Below are 17,338 nucleotides of genomic sequence, written 5' to 3' on the forward strand. Positions count from 1 at the left end.
GTCCCGCGCCGAGCACCAGTACGCACGTCCCCCTGTCCGCGGTGCTCGGAGCACTCGCGCGAATGCGCCCCCGGGGCCCGGTGACGTCACGGCCCAGGGGTGCCTTTGAGGCTCTCAAAGGTGTGTTTATGCAGGTGAGAAGCGTGCGGAAGATGTCTATGCTCGAAGTGACGGCCCCGCGAGTCGCCGTTGTGGCCGAGTATGAGGAGTACCGCCGTGAGCACCCTTCAGCAGACCCCGTCCGGCGTGACCCTCGACGTCGACCAGAGCGACGCTGCCTATCGCACCTGGCTGAAAGAAGCCGTCCGAAAGGTCCAGGCCGACGCCAACCGTTCGGCCGACACCCACTTGCTGCGGTTCCCATTGCCGGAGCACTGGGGCATCGACCTGTACCTCAAGGACGAGTCGACCCACCCGACGGGCAGCCTCAAGCACCGGCTCGCCCGCTCGCTCTTCCTGTACGGCCTGTGCAATGGCTGGATTCGGCCGGGCCGCCCGGTGATCGAGGCGTCCAGCGGCTCGACAGCCGTCTCCGAGGCGTACTTCGCGAAGCTGATCGGGGTGCCCTTCATCGCGGTCATGCCGCGCACGACGAGCGCCGAGAAGTGCCGTCTGATCGAGTTCCACGGCGGGCAGTGCCACTTCGTGGACGACTCCCGGAAGATGTACGAGGAGTCCGCCCGCCTCGCGGTGGACACCGGGGGCCACTACATGGACCAGTTCACCTACGCCGAACGGGCCACGGACTGGCGCGGCAACAACAACATCGCCGAATCCATCTTCCGCCAGCTGGAGTTGGAACGGTTCCCGGAGCCCGCCTGGATCGTCGCCACGGCCGGCACCGGCGGCACGTCGGCGACCATCGCCCGGTACGTCCACTACATGCAGCACGACACCCGCATCTGTGTGGCCGACCCGGAGAACTCGTGCTTCTTCGAGGGCTGGACCACCGGCGATCCGGACGTCACCTGCGACTGCGGCTCCCGTATCGAGGGCATCGGCCGGCCGCGCATGGAGCCGAGCTTCGTGCCCGGCGCGATCGACCGGATGATGAAGGTGCCGGACGCGGCGAGCGTCGCCGCCGTACGGGCCCTGGAACAGGGCATCGGCCGCAAGGCGGGCGGCTCCACCGGCACCGGGCTGTGGAGCGCTCTGAAAATCGTCGCCGAGATGGTGGCCGAGGGCCGGCAGGGGAGCGTGGTGACGCTGCTGTGCGACCCGGGGGACCGGTACCTCGACAAGTACTACTCGGACGCCTGGCTAGTCGAGCAGGGCCTGGACATCGCGCCGTACGCGACGGCCATCGAACAGCTGCTGCAGACGGGCGTCTGGCCCGAGTGACGGAACCGTCTACGGCGTCAGCCGTTTGTCCAGTGTTGTCACCGCGTCCCGGAACGCCCGGCCGAGACCGGGCCGCGCGAGGCCGAAGGCGAAACGGAACGGCGCCGTGCCGTCCACCGCGAACGTCCACTGCACCCGCGTGCCCGTCCCCGCCGGGGCGAGCCGCCACTCCTCGACCATGGCCCGGGCGCCCGGCGTGTTGGTGATGTCGATCCGGTAGGCGTACAACTCGGGGCTCTTCGCCGCGAGGATCGTCTCCTCGAAACGCGTACCGCCCTTGAGGCGTATCTCGCGCCGGGCACCGTCGTCGAGCGGGCGGGCCAGCGTCACCGCGGAGAACCACTCCGTCCAGCCGGATACGTCCTCGGCCAGCGCGCGGTGGACCGTCTCCGGGGGAGCGGTGATCTCCCGCGCGAAGACGTGCCGTACGGGCGCGGTCCCGACGAAGTCGAGACCGACCTCACGCAGCAGATGAGCCATGGACGAAACCCCCTGTGCCGACGCTGGACCGGGCACGCCACCCTAGCTGGCGCTCCGTCAGCTGTCTGCACCGCGGGACATCGCCTGTCTCAGAGGTCCGCATCCTCGTCGGGCTCGCCCGCCACGACCAGCCGCAGATGCTCCGCGATCTCGGAGCGCGCCTCGCTCTCGAGACCGGAGTCCGTCACCAGCGTGTCGATCTGCTCCAGAGCGGCGAACGAACTCAGCCCCACCACACCCCACTTGGTGTGGTCGGCGACCACCACGACCCTGCGCGCCGACTGCACCAGACGCCGGTTGGTCTCGGCCTCCGCGAGGTTCGGCGTGGACAGGCCGGCCTCGACCGATATGCCGTGCACTCCGAGGAACAGCATGTCGAAGTGGAGCGCTGCGATCGCCTGGTCGGCCACCGGGCCCACCAGCGAATCGGAGGGAGTGCGGACCCCGCCGGTCAGCACGACCGTGGCCGCGCCCTGCCGGGGGCCCGAGGTGCGCTGCGCGGCGTGGAAGACGTCGGCCACCCGCACCGAGTTCGTGACCACCGTCAGGTCGGGCACGTCCACCAGTTGGTGTGCCAGCGCGTACGTCGTCGTCCCGCCCGACAGCGCGATCGCGGTGCCCGGCGCGACCAGCTCGGCCGCGGACCGCGCGATGTCCTCCTTGGCCGTCAGCTCCAGACCCGACTTGGCCTCGAAGCCCGGCTCATGGGTGCTGGCCTCGACCACCGGAACCGCGCCGCCGTGCACCTTCTCCAGCACGCCCTGCCGGGCGAGCGCGTCGAGGTCGCGGCGCACCGTCATGTCCGACACGCCGAGCTTGCGGGTCAGCTCGTTGACGCGCACCCCGCCCCGTCGCCGTACCTCGTCCAGGATCAGGGCGCGCCGCTGCTCCGCGAGGAGGTTCTGATTCTCACTCACGTACGCTCCGGTCCTTTCGCCTCAGGCTGTCCGACACGCCCTGCGCACCTGCTCTGATAAGGACATTCTCGTCCCTCCCGGTGTGCGGGACGTCCCATCCTCGCACGGGTCGGTACCGGTCGCGCCACTGGCCGTACCGACGCGCGCATGTCACTTCCGCATCTGCCGTTCCCCTGTTCGTCATACGGATCGGGGAGATTCCGTGACGAGAGGTGTAAGGGACCTTCCACGCGGAGATCCTTGTGCCCGCACGGACAGAAGCCGAAGGCTCGTCACGGGGGAAGTGCGAAAAGTGAAACGAGCGCAGGACCGCGCCGCAGCCCTGGAACTCCTGGTCCACGGGGTCGGCGGCACCACACCGCAGGAGATGCTCGACGATCCGCGCACGGTGCGGATCACCGGGGACGGCACGGCCGCCGTGTTCCGGCGCGCCGACGACGTCGACGCCGAGGACCGGCGGGACGACCACCGGGACGGCCCGGTGCCCGAGGCCTACGTCTGGTGCAACCTCACTTCGGGAAACAGCGCACGCGCCCTGTGGCTGCTGTTACTGCCGTTCATGGTGGTCAACCTCGCCCACTGGATGCGCCCCACCACACAGGACCGCCCGCGGACGGTGCGGCTGTACGGCCTGCTCGTCCGGTTCGCCGGGCTGACGCTGACGGTGCTGCTCGTCGCGGCCGCCTGCGAGGTCGCCCTCGACCTCACGGCCTGGCAGTGCGCGGGCACGCGCGCGTGTGCCGACCGGCACAGCTGGCTGGGCTTCCTGTCGCCACTCGCCTCGGACGGCGGCTGGTGGAGCAGACCCGGCCGCAGGCTCGCCCTCGCGGCCCTGGTGCCCGCCGCCCTGACCGGCCTGCTCTGGTACCTGTCCCGCCGCACCTGGAGCGCGTACGAGTCCCAGCAGCCGATGTCCCGTGAACCCGAGCCCGACGAGGAGTCCGGCGGCACCTCCCTGGGCCGCCCCGGCTTCTGGTACGGCCGTCGCCTGGTCGCCCGGCTGCGCGCCGCGCACACCGCCGCCGGCCTGCTGACGGTCGCCGCCGCGGTCGGCGCTGCAGCGGCACGCTTCGACCGCAGGCCCGGCGGACCTGCGCTGCTCGACATCCTGGGATGGCTTCTGGAAGCAGCGATCCTCGCCGGCGCGGTCGTCGTGGTGTGGGTGGTCAGCCGCCGGGGCCGCAGCGAGAACCGTCTCGACCGGGAACTCGACGAACATCTCGTACGGCGCCTGCCGCTCGCCGCCCTCGTCCTGCTGGTACTCGCCCTGGTGTACGCCGGGTGGGAACGGCCGGGCTGGCAGTCGACGGGCCGCCTCCCGGGCGACCCCACCTTCGGCGCGATCGCCTTCCTCCAGGGCCTGCTTGTGATCGTGCTCGCCGTCGTCGCCCACGTCCTTCACCGCACCCTGCCCGACCCGCGCGCCGCGATGCGCGGCCTCGGCGGACCGGCAGTCGTCATGCTCGCCTGCGCCCTCGGCGGGGTGATGTCGGGCGGCGTCGCCCAGCGGGTCGCCGACTGGCTGGACGGCACGCGGGCGTCCATCGCAGGCCCGCCGGTCCTGCTGACCTGGCAGGCGTCCGTGATCCCGCCGCTGCTGGTCCTCCTGCTGCTGCTCTGCGGCGGGCTGGCATGGCGGGCCTGGCTGCTGCGCCGCACCGAGCTGGGCACGGTGGAGCTCGACTACGCCGGGGAGCCCCGGGACATCGCACGCACCCGCCGTATCGCGAGCACGCGCGCGATGGCCACGCTCACCGACCGCGCTCCCCTCGTCGTCGCCGTCACCTCCACCGCGACCCTGCTCCTGGGCGCCGGAGCCCTGGTCGGCGCGATGACGACCGACGAGACACCGAGCGAGGCCGCCGACGGGACGTACGCCTTCGTGCACGGCGCCGCCGAGACGGCACAGGCGCTGGGCTCCTGGCTGATCGGCCTCGGCTTCATACTGTTCGTCACCTGGGGCAGACGCGCCTACAAGGACGCCTCCGCACGGCGCACCATCGGCATCCTGTGGGACGTCGGCACCTTCTGGCCCCGCGCCGCCCACCCCTTCGCACCGCCCTGCTACGCCGAGCGTGCGGTGCCCGACCTGACCTGGCGGATGGCGACCTGGACGCGCGCCGAGAACGGCCGCCGTCTCGTCATCTCCGGGCACTCCCAGGGCAGCGTGCTTGCGGCCGCGGCGGTCTGGCAGTTGACGCCGGCCGACCGCAAGCGGGTCGCGCTGCTGACCTACGGCTCCCCGCTGGAACGCCTCTACGGCCGTTGGTTCCCGGCCCACTTCGGCTCGGCCGCCCTCGCCTCCCTGCATGCTGAGCTGGACTGCTGGCGCAACCTGTACCGCGTCACCGACCCCATCGGCGGCCCGGTCCGCCTGCCCGGCAGCTGCACCCCCGAAGTGGACCGCGCGGCTCTCAAGGACCCCTTGGCGTACGGCCGTACGGCCGAACACCCCCTGCCCGCCCCGATCCTCGGTCACGGTGACTACCAGGCGGACCCGGCGTTCGCCGAGGAGCGGGAGCGGCTGCTGGCGCGCCTGAAGCCGGAGGTGCCCGCGCAGCGGCCGGAGGTCGGTGCCGAGGGCTGATCCGACCGGTTCGACGAAGGCGCCGAGGTCAGCCCAGCTCGGGCAGGTCCTCGCCGTACAACAGCGTGAGGTCGTCCGTGCTCGGCTCGTCGAGCTGGGCGACCCGGCTCGCGTGCCGCTCCACCATCGCTTCGAAGGTCTGGCGTGCCGTGCGACCGTTGCCGAACGCCGGGCCCTTGGGGATCGCTGTGAAGTACTTCAGCAGGGCCTCGCCGAGGCCGGGGCCGAGCCGGTACTCGTGCTCCTCGGCCTGCTGCTCCACGATCCGCAGCAGTTCCTCGGGGCCGTAGTCGCTGAAGGTGATGGTCCGTGAGAAGCGGGACGCCACACCGGGGTTGATCGAAAGGAAGCGCTCCATCTCGGCCGTGTAGCCCGCGACGATGACCACGACCGCGTCCCGGTGGTCCTCCATGAGCTTCACCAGCGTGTCGATGGCCTCCTTGCCGAAGTCCCGGCCCGAGTCCTCCGGCGACAGCGCGTACGCCTCGTCGATGAACAGGACCCCGCCGCGCGCCTTGTCGAATGCCTCCTGTGTGCGGATCGCCGTGGAGCCGATGTGCTCGCCGACCAGGTCGACGCGGGACACCTCGACCAGATGTCCCTTCTCCAGGACACCCAGGGAGGCGAGGATCTCGCCGTAGAGGCGGGCCACCGTCGTCTTGCCGGTGCCGGGAGAGCCGGTGAAGACCAGGTGGCGCTTGACGGACGCGGCCTTGAGACCCGCCTCCTGACGGCGCCGGCCCACCTCGATCATGTCGGTGAGGGCGCGCACCTCGCGCTTGACGCTCTCCAGGCCCACCAGCGCGTCCAGTTCACCGAGGACGGCCTTGGACGTCCGGGACGGCTTCTCGGGCTCCGCGGAGGCGATCAACGGCTCCTGCTCGGTGCTGCGCTGACCGGGGATCGCGCCGAGCAGCCCGGGGGACTGGCGCGCCGTCTGCACGACGGGTTCCGGCGCCGACGGCGGCTGCCTGACGCCCGCGCTCTCGTCGCTGGTGCAGTCCTCCACGTCGGGGCCCGCCCCGGCCGTGTCCGGGCCGCCCTCCGCGAACTCGTACCCGCCCCGCGCGCACCGCTCCGTACGGCACTTCCGCAGCGTCGTGCGGCAGCCGTCGATCACATGGAAGCCGTACCCGGCGCTGCCCCTCACCCGGCAGTTGAGGAAGGTGCCTCGGCCGCCCGCCGACACGTAGAACCCGGCCTCCGCCGGGGACTCGACCGTGCACCGTTCGATGGTGGGGTCGGCGCCCTTGGTGACGATCACGCCGGTCTGGGTGCCGTCCACGGTGCAGTTGTTGAGGGTGCCGCCGCTGCCGTGGTCCCGGAACCAGGCGCCGGTCGCCGCGTCCCGGATCCGGCAGTCGTCGAGCTGCGCGGTCGCGCCGTCGCTCACCGACACGGCCGTGTTGCGCACCTGCGACAGGTCGCTGTCCACGACGTCCGCGCGCGAGCCGCGGTCGAGGACGAACAGCGCGTCCGGCACGTCGTGCACCCGGCAGGAGTCCAGCACCGCGGTGGCGCCGTCGCTGACCCACACCGCCGGGTAGTCGCCCGTGCTGTCGAAGATCTCGCACTGGTTGGCGTCCACGCGCGTGCCCGGGTCCCACACCGACAGGCCGTTGCGACCGAACTGACGCACCGTCGTGCGGGTCAGGGTGAGCACGGAGCGGGAGCGCAGGTCGACCGCGTTCTCCGGGATGTCGTGGATACGGCAGTCGGCCAGGGTCAGTACGGCGTCCGTGTCCAGCGTGACACCGTCGGCGGTGGTGCGGTGCACATCGCAGTCGGTGAGGTGGGCGGTGGCCCGTCCGGTGATCTGGACGCCGGAGCCGCGGACCTCGTAGACCTCGCAACCGAAGGCCTCCAGAGCGGAGTTCTCACCGGTCGCCGTCAGCCCCGAGCCCGAGGCGTGGTGAACCCGGCAGCGCTCCAGCCGGGGGTGCGCACCACCGCGTACGGCGATGCCGGCCTGGCCGGCCGCGACGACCTCGCACTCCTCGAACACGCCGCCCCCGCCGTCGAGTACGGCGATGCCGATGCCCGCCGGGTTGTCGACGGTGCAGCGGCGCACGGTCGGCCGCGCGCCACCGCGCACCTCGATCCCGGCCGCGGACCGAGTGACGATGCGGACGTCCGACAACTCCGGGGTGCCCTCCTCGACGAGCAGTGCGGGTGCCGCAGCGTCCTGGCCCTCGACATGCAGATCCTGAACAACCGCGGAGGCGCGCACGGTCAACGGCACACCGTCCAGGGGCGCGATGCGCACCGAGCCCGGGGAGCCCTCGGGGCCGCGCAGGGTCACCGCCCGCTGGACGACGAGGTTCTCCCGGTAGGTGCCCGGCGCGACCGTGAGGACGTCACCGTCGGTCGCGGCCTCCAGGGCTGCGGCGAGCGATGCATACTCACCCGTGCGGCGCCGCCACCGCGATGTACCGGTGTGCGTCACCTGGACCGTGCCCTGTGCCATGGCGTTGATGTGCCCCCACCTCGTAGTACGCGGGTTTTGCTCCCGAAGAGTTCGGCCGGTCCACCGTAGCGTGCGCGCGGGCGGTGGGTTGACCAGAGCGGTAAGGCCGTCAGCTGCCGGTGCCGGTCCGGCCCCAGTCGGGGCCTGCCTTGTCCCAGGCCTGGTCCCAACGCGCGTACCGGGCACGGACCATGCGCCAGACGACCAGCCGTCTGCCGCCCTCGACAAGGCCGATGGCCAGCAGGGCCGCACCGACCCCGGCGAGCACGGCGTGCGTCGCCGCGGTCGCGGAGTCCAGGGGGCGGGCCACCGTGCGGCCCTGTTGGTCCGTCCATATCTTGAACTGGTCGCCGGGCTGTGGGGTGTCGAGGCCGGCCATGACCTGCCCCTGGTGCACGCTGCCGTCCGGCGCGGTCCAGTCGGCCAGCACGCGGGTACGACGGTCCCGTCCGGTGGTGGCCTCGGGGTCGGAGTCCAGCGGGGAGCCCTGCAGCTTGCGGACCACGGTCGCCGTCACCAGATGCCGGGCCGCGCGCTGGTCGCGCACGGACTCCTGAAGAGTGTCCTGGGCGAGGCCGCCGACCAGGGAGCCGACCACGGGCGCGGCGACCAGGATCAGCAGCAGGGCCGCCAGGGCGACCCAGGCCTCGGCCAGATCGGTCGCACGGCACAGCGGATTGTGCCGCCAGCGCCAGAGTCCGCTGATCGCCCGCATGTCCCGCTACCCCCTTCCCGCTCCGTGATAGCCCCTCCCGGAGCCGCTCACTCGCGAGCCCGGCGAAGAGAGAGCGAAATCACCTGCCGACAGGGCTTCTCATGAACTTCTCACGAAATGCCCAACGCACGGGCCCCCGGCCCCGGTTCCCGCATGTCGTCGCTCGTGGGAGATCTTTCTCAGTCGAGGACCGTGACCGGGTCGCCGGCCCGGATCGTGCCTCGCGAGAGGGGCACCAGGTTCTGGCCGAACACCAGCTTGCCGCCCAGCCTGCGGTGCCTGCCCAGGGTGTGCAGGGGCTCCCTGCCGCGGTCCGCGGTGACCTGGTCGGTCGTGGTCACCACGCAGCGCCCGCACTTCTTGGCGACACGGAAGGTGACCTCGCCGATGGCGATGCTCGACCAGTCGTCCTCGGCCCAGGCGGCGGTGCCCGACACGACGACGTTCGGCCGGAAGCGGTTCATGGGCAGCGGACCCTCGGCCGGGTGGTCACCTCCGGCCAGGAGTGAGTTGAGGGCGTCGAGGGAGGCGGTCGTGGTGACCAGCAGCGGGTAGCCGTCGGCGAAGCTGACCGTCTCGCCCGGCAGGGCGTATTCAGGGTCGACGGGCCGGCACGTGCCGGGATCGGCCATGTGCACGAGGCGCACCTCGATGCCGAGATACGTGCTGCACCAGGCGTGCGCGGCCTCGTCCTCGGCGGGGGCCGCTTCGACCTTGTCGCGGAAGATCTCCATCGGCACCGTGCCGGACGCGTGTGGCACGGGCACGGTCAGCGGGTCCATGCCGGGCGCGGACAAGCGGACACCGCCGCCGGGCAACAGCTCGGCGGCGGCCAGGGCGAGGCGCGGTTGCTGGCGCTGCGTCACGACCTTTCCCCCTGCGTCGATCAGCGCCCAGCGTCGATCTCCGGCCAGCCCCCAGGGCTCCACGACGGCTGTCCGGGGCGTGGTGCCCCGGAACGCCTTGACCGGATGAACGTGGATCGACTGCAGCTGCGCTTGCCCCATGGGGCCATCGTGCCAGGTGGCGACGACAACCGTTGGGGAAGGGGTCAGTAGCCGCGGTACTGCTGGTTGTTGTACGGGTCCTGATAGGGAGCTGCGGCGGGCCGGGGAGCCGCGGGGCGCATGGCCTCGTAGCCCATACCGCCGGGGGCCACCGGACGAGGCTGTTGCGCCTGCGGGCCCGGATAGCCGCGCGGCGCGGCCTGCTGCGGGATGTAGGCGGCGGGCGCCTGCTGCAGCGGCGCGGGCTGCTGCGCATGCGGATAGCCGTAGGAGGGCTGGGACGGAGCCGCCGGGAGGGCGGGCAGTGCCGACGGGAGCGCGGGCAGGTGGCTGCCCGGGGCGTCGTACGCGGCGGGGACCCGGATCGGGGCGATCTGCGGGGTGCCCCGCTCGGCCACGAGCGAGTCGTAGATCGGGGTGTCCGGGAAGGAGGCGGAGTAGTAGCCGCCGCCATAGGTGGAGCGGGGGGAGGTCATGGCACATAAGGTAAGCCCACGATGTGCTGGTTGGGGAGACCGATAAGAGGGTTGTTTTATGTGCCCGCAGTGACGCTGGATCCCCAATGCGAGCGAACTTGGCAAAAAGGGACGCCAATCCGCGTCCGGATCGTGTAAATGCCGAGTTCCGGGCGGGTTACCGGCGGTTGACCGGCGGTGTTCATGTGCCCCTCATGGGAGTTCGATGTCGCGGGGAATAGGTTGACCCTGTAAGAAGCCGATGAGCTGCCAGGACGTGCCTGGCACGGTGACCCGTGATGGGGGCGGACATGTCAATGCCGAAAGGATCGAATGTTCCGGTGCCGACGACGGCACTGCGGGTCGAATTGGGCTGGCGCTCCGGACCGGGCGTGCCCGACGCGGACGCCTCGGCTCTGTTGCTGGTCGGCGGAAAAGTCCGCTCCGACGCGGACTTCGTCTTCTACAACCAGCCCGAGCACTCCTCCGGCGCCGTCCGGCACGAGGGCAAGCGCGACGCCGGCGGCCGGGTCACCGACAGCGTGCTGGTCGACCTCGCGCGCGTGGAGCCCGCGATCGAGACCGTCATCCTCGCCGCCTCCACGGACGGCGGATCGTTCGGCCAGGTCCCGGACCTCTACATCGAGGTCAAGGAGGCCGCCCAGGGCACCTCCGTCGCCCGCTTCGACAGCACGGGCGCCACCGTCGAAACCGCTTTCGTCCTCGGTGAGTTCTACCGCCGTCAGGGCGCCTGGAAGTTCCGTGCCGTCGGCCAGGGCTACAGCAGCGGCCTCGAGGGCCTGGCCACCGACTACGGCATCACGGTCGACGAACCCCAGAACGCGGCTGCCGCGCCCGCGGCCGGAGCCCCGCCGGTCGCGCCCCCGATGACCACGCCCGCACCCCCGCCGCCGGCGATGCAGCCGCCCGCCATGCCGCCGGTTCCCCCGTCCGCGCCCCAGGCTCCGCCGGTCAGCCTGAGCAAGGTGACGCTCACCAAGGCGGCGCCCTCCGTGTCGCTGACCAAGCAGGGCGGCACCTCGGGCGCCATGCGCGTGAACCTCAACTGGGAGGTGCGCAAGCAGTTCTCGGGCTGGGCCAGCAAACTGGGCCGCCCGGTCGCCATGCACAACGACCTCGACCTCGACCTGTGCGCCCTGTACGAGCTGACCGACGGCAGCAAGGGAGTCATCCAGTCCCTCGGCAACGCCTACGGCGCCCTGCACCAGCCCCCGTACATCCACCTCGACGGCGACGACCGCACCGGCGCCGTGGCCAGCGGCGAGAACCTCACCGTCAACCTCGACCACCAGCGGGCCTTCCGGCGCATCCTGATCTTCGTGACCATCTACCAAGGTGCGCGTTCCTTCGCCGAACTGCACGCCACGGTCACCCTCACACCGCAGCACGGCGCCCCGATCGACTTCTCGCTCGACGAGTGCACGGTCCCCTCGACCGTGTGCGCGCTCGCGCTGATCACCAACACCGGCAGCGACCTGGTCGTGCAGCGTGAGGCCCGCTACCTGGTCCCCGAGCGGGGGGTGAGCCCGCAGCGCACGGTCGACCACGCGTACGCGTGGGGCATGAACTGGACACCAGGTCGCAAGTAGTCAGCCCTCGTCGGGCACCGCATCCGGACGTGTGTAGGTGCGGCCCTTCCAGGCCGCGCCGCGCCCCCGGTAGTGCTGCACCGCGGAATCGACCGTCATCAGGAGATAGAGGAACGCGGTGAGCGGCAGCAGGGGAGCGAGCCACAGCGGCTGGCGGTAGTAGCGGAGCATCGGCACATACGTCCCCGTCATCACCAGCCACGCAAGGCCGCCGACGACCGCCGTCACCGTGTCCCCGCCCGCCGGCCCCGCGACCACGGCCACGGGCGGCACCAGATAGACCAGCGCGAGCCCGGCGACCGTCCCGGCCAGCAGCAGCGGGTTGTGCCGCAACTGTGCGTACGCACTGCGCGAGACCATGCGCCACAGATCGCGCAGCCGCGGATACGGGCGCACGCTGTCCACCCGCTCGGCCAGCCCCAGCCAGATGTGGCCGCCGCCGCCCTTGACGGCCCGCGCGAGCGCCACGTCGTCGATGACGGCGTGCCGGATGGCGTCGGGAATCCGCGCCCGCTCGGCCGTCTCGGCACGCAGCAGGACGCAGCCGCCCGCCGCGGCCGCCGTCCGCGTCCCCTTCTTGCCGATCCGGCGGAACGGATACAGCTGCGCGAAGAAGTACACGAAGGCGGGTACGACCAGCCGCTCCCACAGACTCTCCACGCGCAGCCTGGCCATCAGCGACACGGCGTCGAAGCCCCCGGTGCGCGCCGCGGCGACCAGCTCCCGCAGGCTGTCGGGCGCATGCGCGATGTCGGCGTCCGTCAGCAGCAGGTACTCGGGGTCACGCGCGCGTGCCAGGCCGATGCCGTGGCGCACCGCCCAGAGCTTGCCGGTCCAGCCGGCCGGCGGTTCGCCGGGGGAGTCCACGGTCAGTGGCAGTCCGCCGTACCGTCGGGCCAGCTCGCGTGCCAGCCCCCCGGTCCGGTCCGAACTGCCGTCGTCGATCAGGAAGATCTCCGCGTGTCCCGGATAGTCCTGGGCGAGCAGCGACGGCAGAGAGGCCGGAAGGACCGCGGCCTCGTCGCGCGCGGGGACGACGATGCAGACCGACGGCCACCGGTCCGGTTGCGTCCGCTGCGGAAGCCTGACATCCGTACGCCAGAAGAAGCCCTGGCAGAGCAGAAGCCACAGCCAGGCGGCGAGTGATCCTGCGGCGGTCCACGCAATGGCGCTCACGCGCGAAGTCTGCCCCACCCGGGAGCCGGCAAGGGGCCATCGACTATCGTGACCGGGTGAAGATCGCGCTTATGGACTCCGGAATCGGCTTGCTCGCGGCCACCGCCGCAGTACGGCGTCTGCGACCCGACGCCGATCTCGTGCTCTCACTCGACCCGGACGGCATGCCCTGGGGTCCCAGGACTCCTGAAGATCTCACCCGGCGTGCCGTGGCCGTCGCCGACGCCGCCGCCGCGCACCGGCCCGACGTGCTGATCGTCGGCTGCAACACCGCGTCCGTGCACGCGCTGCCCACCCTGCGCGCCCGCCTCGAACCAGCCATTCCGGTCATCGGCACGGTCCCGGCGATCAAGCCGGCCGCTGCCGGCGGCGGCCCCGTCGCGATCTGGGCCACGCCCGCCACCACCGGCAGCCCCTACCAGCGCGGGCTCATCAAGGACTTCGCCGACGGCGTCACCGTCACCGAGGTGCCGTGCTTCGGGCTCGCCGAGGCGGTCGAGCACGCGGACCAGACGGCGATCGACGCCGCCGTCTCCGCGGCCGCCGCGCTGACCCCCGAGGACGTGACGACCGTCGTCCTGGGTTGCACGCACTACGAGCTCGTCTCCGACCGCATCCGCGCCGCCGTCCAGCGCTCCGGCTTCCCGCCACTCGTCCTGCACGGCTCCGCTGGAGCGGTCGCCGCGCAGGCGCTGCGCCGACTGGGCGAACAGCCCGCCCCCACGGCTGAAGCGAGCGGCACCCTGACGGTGCTGCTGAGCGGCCGCGAGGGAACCCTCCCCGAGCCCGCTCTCGCCTACGACGAAGGCCGTCTGCTGCAGGCGATCAGCCCCGCCCGGTAACCGGCGGTCACCAAGCGGACGCCCGCGGTCCGTCCTGGCCCGGTCGGCGCAATCACCCTCTGCAGCGCGGTACCAGCAGAGCGAAATCTGAGTAACCTCATAGCCATGAGGGACCACCCCCACGGCAGGAAGCCGCACCCCGATGTCTGGACCGGGCGGGCGACCAACCGGGTCCAATGGCTGCTGGCGCTCGTCGGCGGCGCATGCATGGCGCTCGGGATCGAGCTGGCCATCGATTCGCCGTGGACGGACGGCATCCTCCCGCTGGTCATGGCCGTCGTCGGCTGCATCGCGGCCGGGCTGCTGGTCCTCTTCGGCACTCTGGCGTTCGTGCACGTGGCCCTGAGGGTCGACCAGGAATGCCTCGAGGTGCGCTGCGGCCACATCGGTGTGCCGCGCCGCCGAATCCCCCTGTCCGAGGTCGTGGGAGCGGATTTCGTCCCGCTTGTCACGCCGCGCCACTGGGGTGGCTGGGGCTACCGGTGGAGGCCCGAGAAGGGCACCGCGGTCGTCGTACGGCGTGGTGAGGGACTGGTGCTCCAGCTGTGGGACGGACACACGTTCACGGTCACCGTGGACGACGCGGAGGCAGCCGTACGGGTCATCAGGGACCGGCTGCGGACCCGGACGGCCGACACGGCGCTCTGAGAACATCCCCGCGAGCCGGCCCTTGGCGGCCCGGCGTGTCGGCGGACCCCTGCGTCCCGCCCCGGGTCATGGGGTCAGCCGCTCGCCACGCGCGTGTGCGTCGATCTCGGGCGGCATCGGCTGCTTGACGATCGGACGTGCAGTGGCCAACCCCGCCAGCAGGCCCGCGCCCACCGACACGGTGGTGAAGCTGAGCGCGTTGCCGACGGCGGCGATCGCCGCCAGCGCCGTCAGGGCCGCGGCCGCGGTGAGCGCGACCGGGGTGGGGCGCGCGGTGCGCCACAGGGCGAACAGCATCCAGCAGAAGCCGGCTGCCAGTAGCAGCACGCCGATGACGCCCTGCTCCGCCGCCTGCTGCAACAGCGCCGAGTGCGGCTTGCCGTCGGACGGCAGCGTCTCGCTCGCCGTCGTACTGAGCTCCCCGAAGCGCCCTGGGCCCGCACCCAGGACCGGGTCCCGGCTCGCCAGGTGCACGGCGTCGTGCCACAGCTCGATGCGGTGCCGGGTGAGCTGACCCTCCAGCCAGGCGGCGAGTCCGTCGGGCGCCGCGTTGTTTGCGACGGTCCAGGTCAGGCCGGTGACCGCCGTGGCGCTCAGAGCCAGTCCGGCGATGCCCACGCCGCGATGGCGGAGGTGGCCGGCGGCGAGCGAGCACAGCACCACGGCGGAACAGGCGACGAAGCCGGTGGTCGAGCCCAGGACCGCCGCTGTCACCGCGATTCCGGCGGCAAGCATGCGCAGGCCCAGTCGCAGGGCTGGTGCGGAGGCGGTCCAGGCGGCGCAGCACGCGGCGCCGGCGGCGAGAGTCAGTACGGCCGCGGTGGCCCCGGCATGACCCAGCGGGACGTCGATCCGGGGCCCGGGGGAGAGGTGCGGAACGGCCAGAGTCAGGCTCACTCCTGCCAGTGCTCCGGCGCAGGGCGCGGCGACGGGCAGCAGCGCCCCGCCGATCCGGCCCGCGGCATAACCGGCGGACACGGCGAGGACCGCCAGCAGGACACCCTCGGGGCGGCCGTCGTGCAGGGCAGCCGAGATCAGCGACCAGGCGGCGCAGGCCCCCAGAACCGCCACGCCCGTCGCGTCAGAAACGTTTCGTCTGTCGTCGTCCTCATCCGGACCTGCCGCAGACGTCATCCCCGTGACATCCACCCCGCCCCCCGAACCCGGTCCCCCGACCTGTGACGGGCCCCGGCCGCCCGGGCCTGACCGGCCGGTACGACTGAGGCTCCGGCATACCGTAACGGGTGATGGCCGATTTGTGGACGTGTCGTGCAGGAACGATGCGTCACACGAAGAACCGGGGGCAGGGATGTCCTGTGCGCCTCGGTCCGCGTGGGGACAGACCGTGCGCATCGGCCGGGACCCCCGGTGCCCACGCAGCGTGCGCAGGCCTGGGCCCCGCTGCCGTCGGACCGCGCTGTCGGAGCCAAGGTCGGCCGCCGTACACTCCCGGAGTGACCGTCACCGCAACTTCCGTGGGCGAGTCGGACCAGTTGGAGCCGCAGATCGCGACCGCCTCGCGCGCGGCACGGCTGGCGCGCCGCCTGGTTCCGGCCCTCGCCGCGGCGCTCTCCGGAGTGCTGCTCTACGTCAGCTTCCCGCCCCGCACTCTGTGGTGGCTGGCCCTGCCGGCCTTCGCCGTCTTCGGCTGGGTGCTGCGCGGCCGCAGCTGGAAGGCGGCCTTCGGCCTCGGCTATCTCTTCGGCCTCGGCTTCCTGCTGCCGCTGCTGGTGTGGACCGGCGTGGAGGTCGGACCCGGGCCATGGCTGGCACTGGTCGTGATCGAGGCGATCTTCGTGGCGCTGGTGGGCGTGGGCATCGCCGCGGTGTCGAAGCTGCCGGGCTGGCCGGTGTGGGCGGCGGCGCTGTGGATCGCCGGAGAAGCGGCACGCGCGCGTGCGCCCTTCAACGGCTTCCCCTGGGGCAAGATCGCCTTCGGTCAGGCCGAGGGCGTCTTCCTGCCGCTGGCCGCCGTGGGCGGCACGCCGGTGCTCGGCTTCGCGGTCGTCCTGTGCGGATTCGGCCTGTACGAGGTCGTACGCCTGGCTGTCGAGGCGCGTCGCACGCGCGTCGTACGGCGGTCCACTGCCGCCGTCGCCCTGCTGAGCGTGGCCGTACCGGTGGTGGGCGCGGTGGCCGCACGGCCCCTGGTCAGCGACAAGGCGGAGGACGGCACCGCGACCGTCGCCGTCATCCAGGGCAATGTGCCGCGCGCCGGCTTGGACTTCAACGCCCAGCGGCGGGCCGTACTGGACTACCACGCGCGTGAGACCGAGCGCCTGGCCGCCGAGGTGAAGGCGGGCAAGGTCGCCCAGCCCGACTTCGTGCTGTGGCCCGAGAACTCCTCCGACATCGACCCGTTCGCCAACGCCGACGCCCGCGCCGTCATCGACAGGGCCGCCAAGGCGATCGGCGCGCCCATCTCCGTCGGTGGTGTCGTGGAGCGGGACGGCAAGCTGCTCAACGAGCAGATCCTGTGGGACCCGGTCAAGGGGCCCGTCGACACGTACGACAAGCGGCAGATCCAGCCGTTCGGCGAGTACCTGCCGCTGCGCTCGCTCGTCGGGGCGATCAACGAGAACTGGACCTCGATGGTCCGCCAGGACTTCAGCCGGGGCAACGAGCCGGGTGTGTTCACCATGGACGGCGCCAAGGTCGGCCTCGTCACCTGCTACGAGGCCGCCTTCGACTGGGCCGTGCGCTCCGAGGTGGTCGACGGCGCCCAGATGATCTCCGTGCCGAGCAACAACGCGACCTTCGACCGCAGCGAGATGACCTACCAGCAGCTCGCCATGTCCCGGGTCCGCGCGGTCGAGCACAGCCGGACCGTCACCGTGCCGGTGACCAGCGGGGTCAGCGCGATCATCATGCCGGACGGGACGATCACGCAGCGCACGGGCATGTTCGTGCCCGACTCGCTTGTCCAGGAGGTGCCGCTGCGCTCCACGGAGACGCCCGCCACGCGGCTCGGCATCCTCCCGGAGATCGCGTTGCTGCTGGTCGCCGCGGGCGGTGTCGGCTGGGCGATCGGCGCCGGCATGCGCGCGCGACGCGCCGGCGACGTGTAGCGGTAGGCCGACTCGCATGCCCCGG

The 17,338-nt window shown here is 71.8% G+C and carries 14 protein-coding genes; 6 read left to right on the forward strand and 8 right to left on the reverse strand.

Features of this window, described 5'->3' with window-relative positions:
• Nucleotides 1–216: 216 nt before the first annotated feature.
• Entirely contained in the window at nucleotides 217–1,341 is a 1,125-nt protein-coding gene (locus tag OHT51_RS38355; protein ID WP_328883500.1) for a PLP-dependent cysteine synthase family protein, read from the forward strand.
• Between the two features lie 9 nt (nucleotides 1,342–1,350).
• Here OHT51_RS38355 and OHT51_RS38360 read toward each other — a convergent pair whose 3' ends face one another.
• Both OHT51_RS38360 and OHT51_RS38365 read right to left on the reverse strand, forming a co-directional pair.
• Nucleotides 1,351–1,821 carry an SRPBCC family protein gene (locus tag OHT51_RS38360; protein WP_328883501.1) on the reverse strand — a complete coding sequence of 157 codons (471 nt, stop codon included), beginning with the start codon at nucleotides 1,819–1,821 and terminating at the stop codon, nucleotides 1,351–1,353.
• 89 nt (nucleotides 1,822–1,910) lie between these two features.
• Nucleotides 1,911–2,738, reverse strand: coding sequence for a DeoR/GlpR family DNA-binding transcription regulator (locus tag OHT51_RS38365; RefSeq protein WP_328883502.1), 828 nt, complete (start codon nucleotides 2,736–2,738; stop codon nucleotides 1,911–1,913).
• Nucleotides 2,739–3,030: 292 nt separating this feature from the next.
• Between OHT51_RS38365 and OHT51_RS38370 the strand changes: the two genes are divergently transcribed.
• The gene (locus tag OHT51_RS38370) at nucleotides 3,031–5,325 is read left to right on the forward strand and encodes a hypothetical protein (RefSeq protein WP_328883503.1); all 2,295 of its coding nucleotides are present in this window, start codon (nucleotides 3,031–3,033) and stop codon (nucleotides 5,323–5,325) included.
• A gap of 28 nt (nucleotides 5,326–5,353) precedes the next feature.
• On the opposite strand, the gene OHT51_RS38375 is transcribed toward OHT51_RS38370, so the two are convergent.
• The 4 genes from OHT51_RS38375 to OHT51_RS38390 form a co-directional block, all read right to left on the reverse strand.
• On the reverse strand, nucleotides 5,354–7,792 hold the full coding sequence (locus OHT51_RS38375) for a right-handed parallel beta-helix repeat-containing protein (RefSeq protein WP_328883504.1): 2,439 nt from the start codon (nucleotides 7,790–7,792) through the stop codon (nucleotides 5,354–5,356).
• A 109-nt stretch (nucleotides 7,793–7,901) separates the two neighbouring features.
• Entirely contained in the window at nucleotides 7,902–8,507 is a 606-nt protein-coding gene (locus OHT51_RS38380; RefSeq protein ID WP_328883505.1) for an Rv1733c family protein, read from the reverse strand.
• Nucleotides 8,508–8,686: 179 nt separating this feature from the next.
• Nucleotides 8,687–9,514 (reverse strand): MOSC domain-containing protein, encoded by an 828-nt coding sequence (locus tag OHT51_RS38385; RefSeq protein ID WP_328883506.1) that lies wholly within the window; start codon nucleotides 9,512–9,514, stop codon nucleotides 8,687–8,689.
• 44 nt (nucleotides 9,515–9,558) lie between these two features.
• Nucleotides 9,559–9,990: a DUF6643 family protein gene (locus tag OHT51_RS38390; RefSeq protein ID WP_328883507.1), complete on the reverse strand. Its 432-nt coding sequence runs from the start codon at nucleotides 9,988–9,990 to the stop codon at nucleotides 9,559–9,561.
• Nucleotides 9,991–10,286: 296 nt separating this feature from the next.
• Between OHT51_RS38390 and OHT51_RS38395 the strand changes: the two genes are divergently transcribed.
• On the forward strand, nucleotides 10,287–11,579 hold the full coding sequence (locus OHT51_RS38395; protein WP_328883508.1) for a TerD family protein: 1,293 nt from the start codon (nucleotides 10,287–10,289) through the stop codon (nucleotides 11,577–11,579).
• Here OHT51_RS38395 and OHT51_RS38400 read toward each other — a convergent pair whose 3' ends face one another.
• Nucleotides 11,580–12,755 (reverse strand): glycosyltransferase, encoded by a 1,176-nt coding sequence (locus OHT51_RS38400; protein ID WP_328883509.1) that lies wholly within the window; start codon nucleotides 12,753–12,755, stop codon nucleotides 11,580–11,582.
• A 56-nt stretch (nucleotides 12,756–12,811) separates the two neighbouring features.
• Between OHT51_RS38400 and OHT51_RS38405 the strand changes: the two genes are divergently transcribed.
• Both OHT51_RS38405 and OHT51_RS38410 read left to right on the forward strand, forming a co-directional pair.
• A complete protein-coding gene (locus tag OHT51_RS38405; protein WP_328883510.1) occupies nucleotides 12,812–13,597 on the forward strand; it encodes a glutamate racemase in 786 nt (261 codons plus the stop codon).
• A gap of 105 nt (nucleotides 13,598–13,702) precedes the next feature.
• Nucleotides 13,703–14,245, forward strand: coding sequence for a hypothetical protein (locus OHT51_RS38410; protein WP_328883511.1), 543 nt, complete (start codon nucleotides 13,703–13,705; stop codon nucleotides 14,243–14,245).
• 66 nt (nucleotides 14,246–14,311) lie between these two features.
• On the opposite strand, the gene OHT51_RS38415 is transcribed toward OHT51_RS38410, so the two are convergent.
• Entirely contained in the window at nucleotides 14,312–15,379 is a 1,068-nt protein-coding gene (locus OHT51_RS38415; protein WP_328883512.1) for an O-antigen ligase family protein, read from the reverse strand.
• Nucleotides 15,380–15,699: 320 nt separating this feature from the next.
• Here OHT51_RS38415 and lnt point away from each other — a divergent pair, with 320 nt between their 5' ends.
• On the forward strand, nucleotides 15,700–17,313 hold the full coding sequence (gene lnt / locus OHT51_RS38420; protein ID WP_328883513.1) for an apolipoprotein N-acyltransferase: 1,614 nt from the start codon (nucleotides 15,700–15,702) through the stop codon (nucleotides 17,311–17,313).
• Nucleotides 17,314–17,338 lie beyond the last annotated feature (25 nt).

Origin of the sequence: Streptomyces sp. NBC_00299 (assembly GCF_036173045.1) — a bacterium.
Classification (GTDB): domain Bacteria; phylum Actinomycetota; class Actinomycetes; order Streptomycetales; family Streptomycetaceae; genus Streptomyces; species Streptomyces machairae.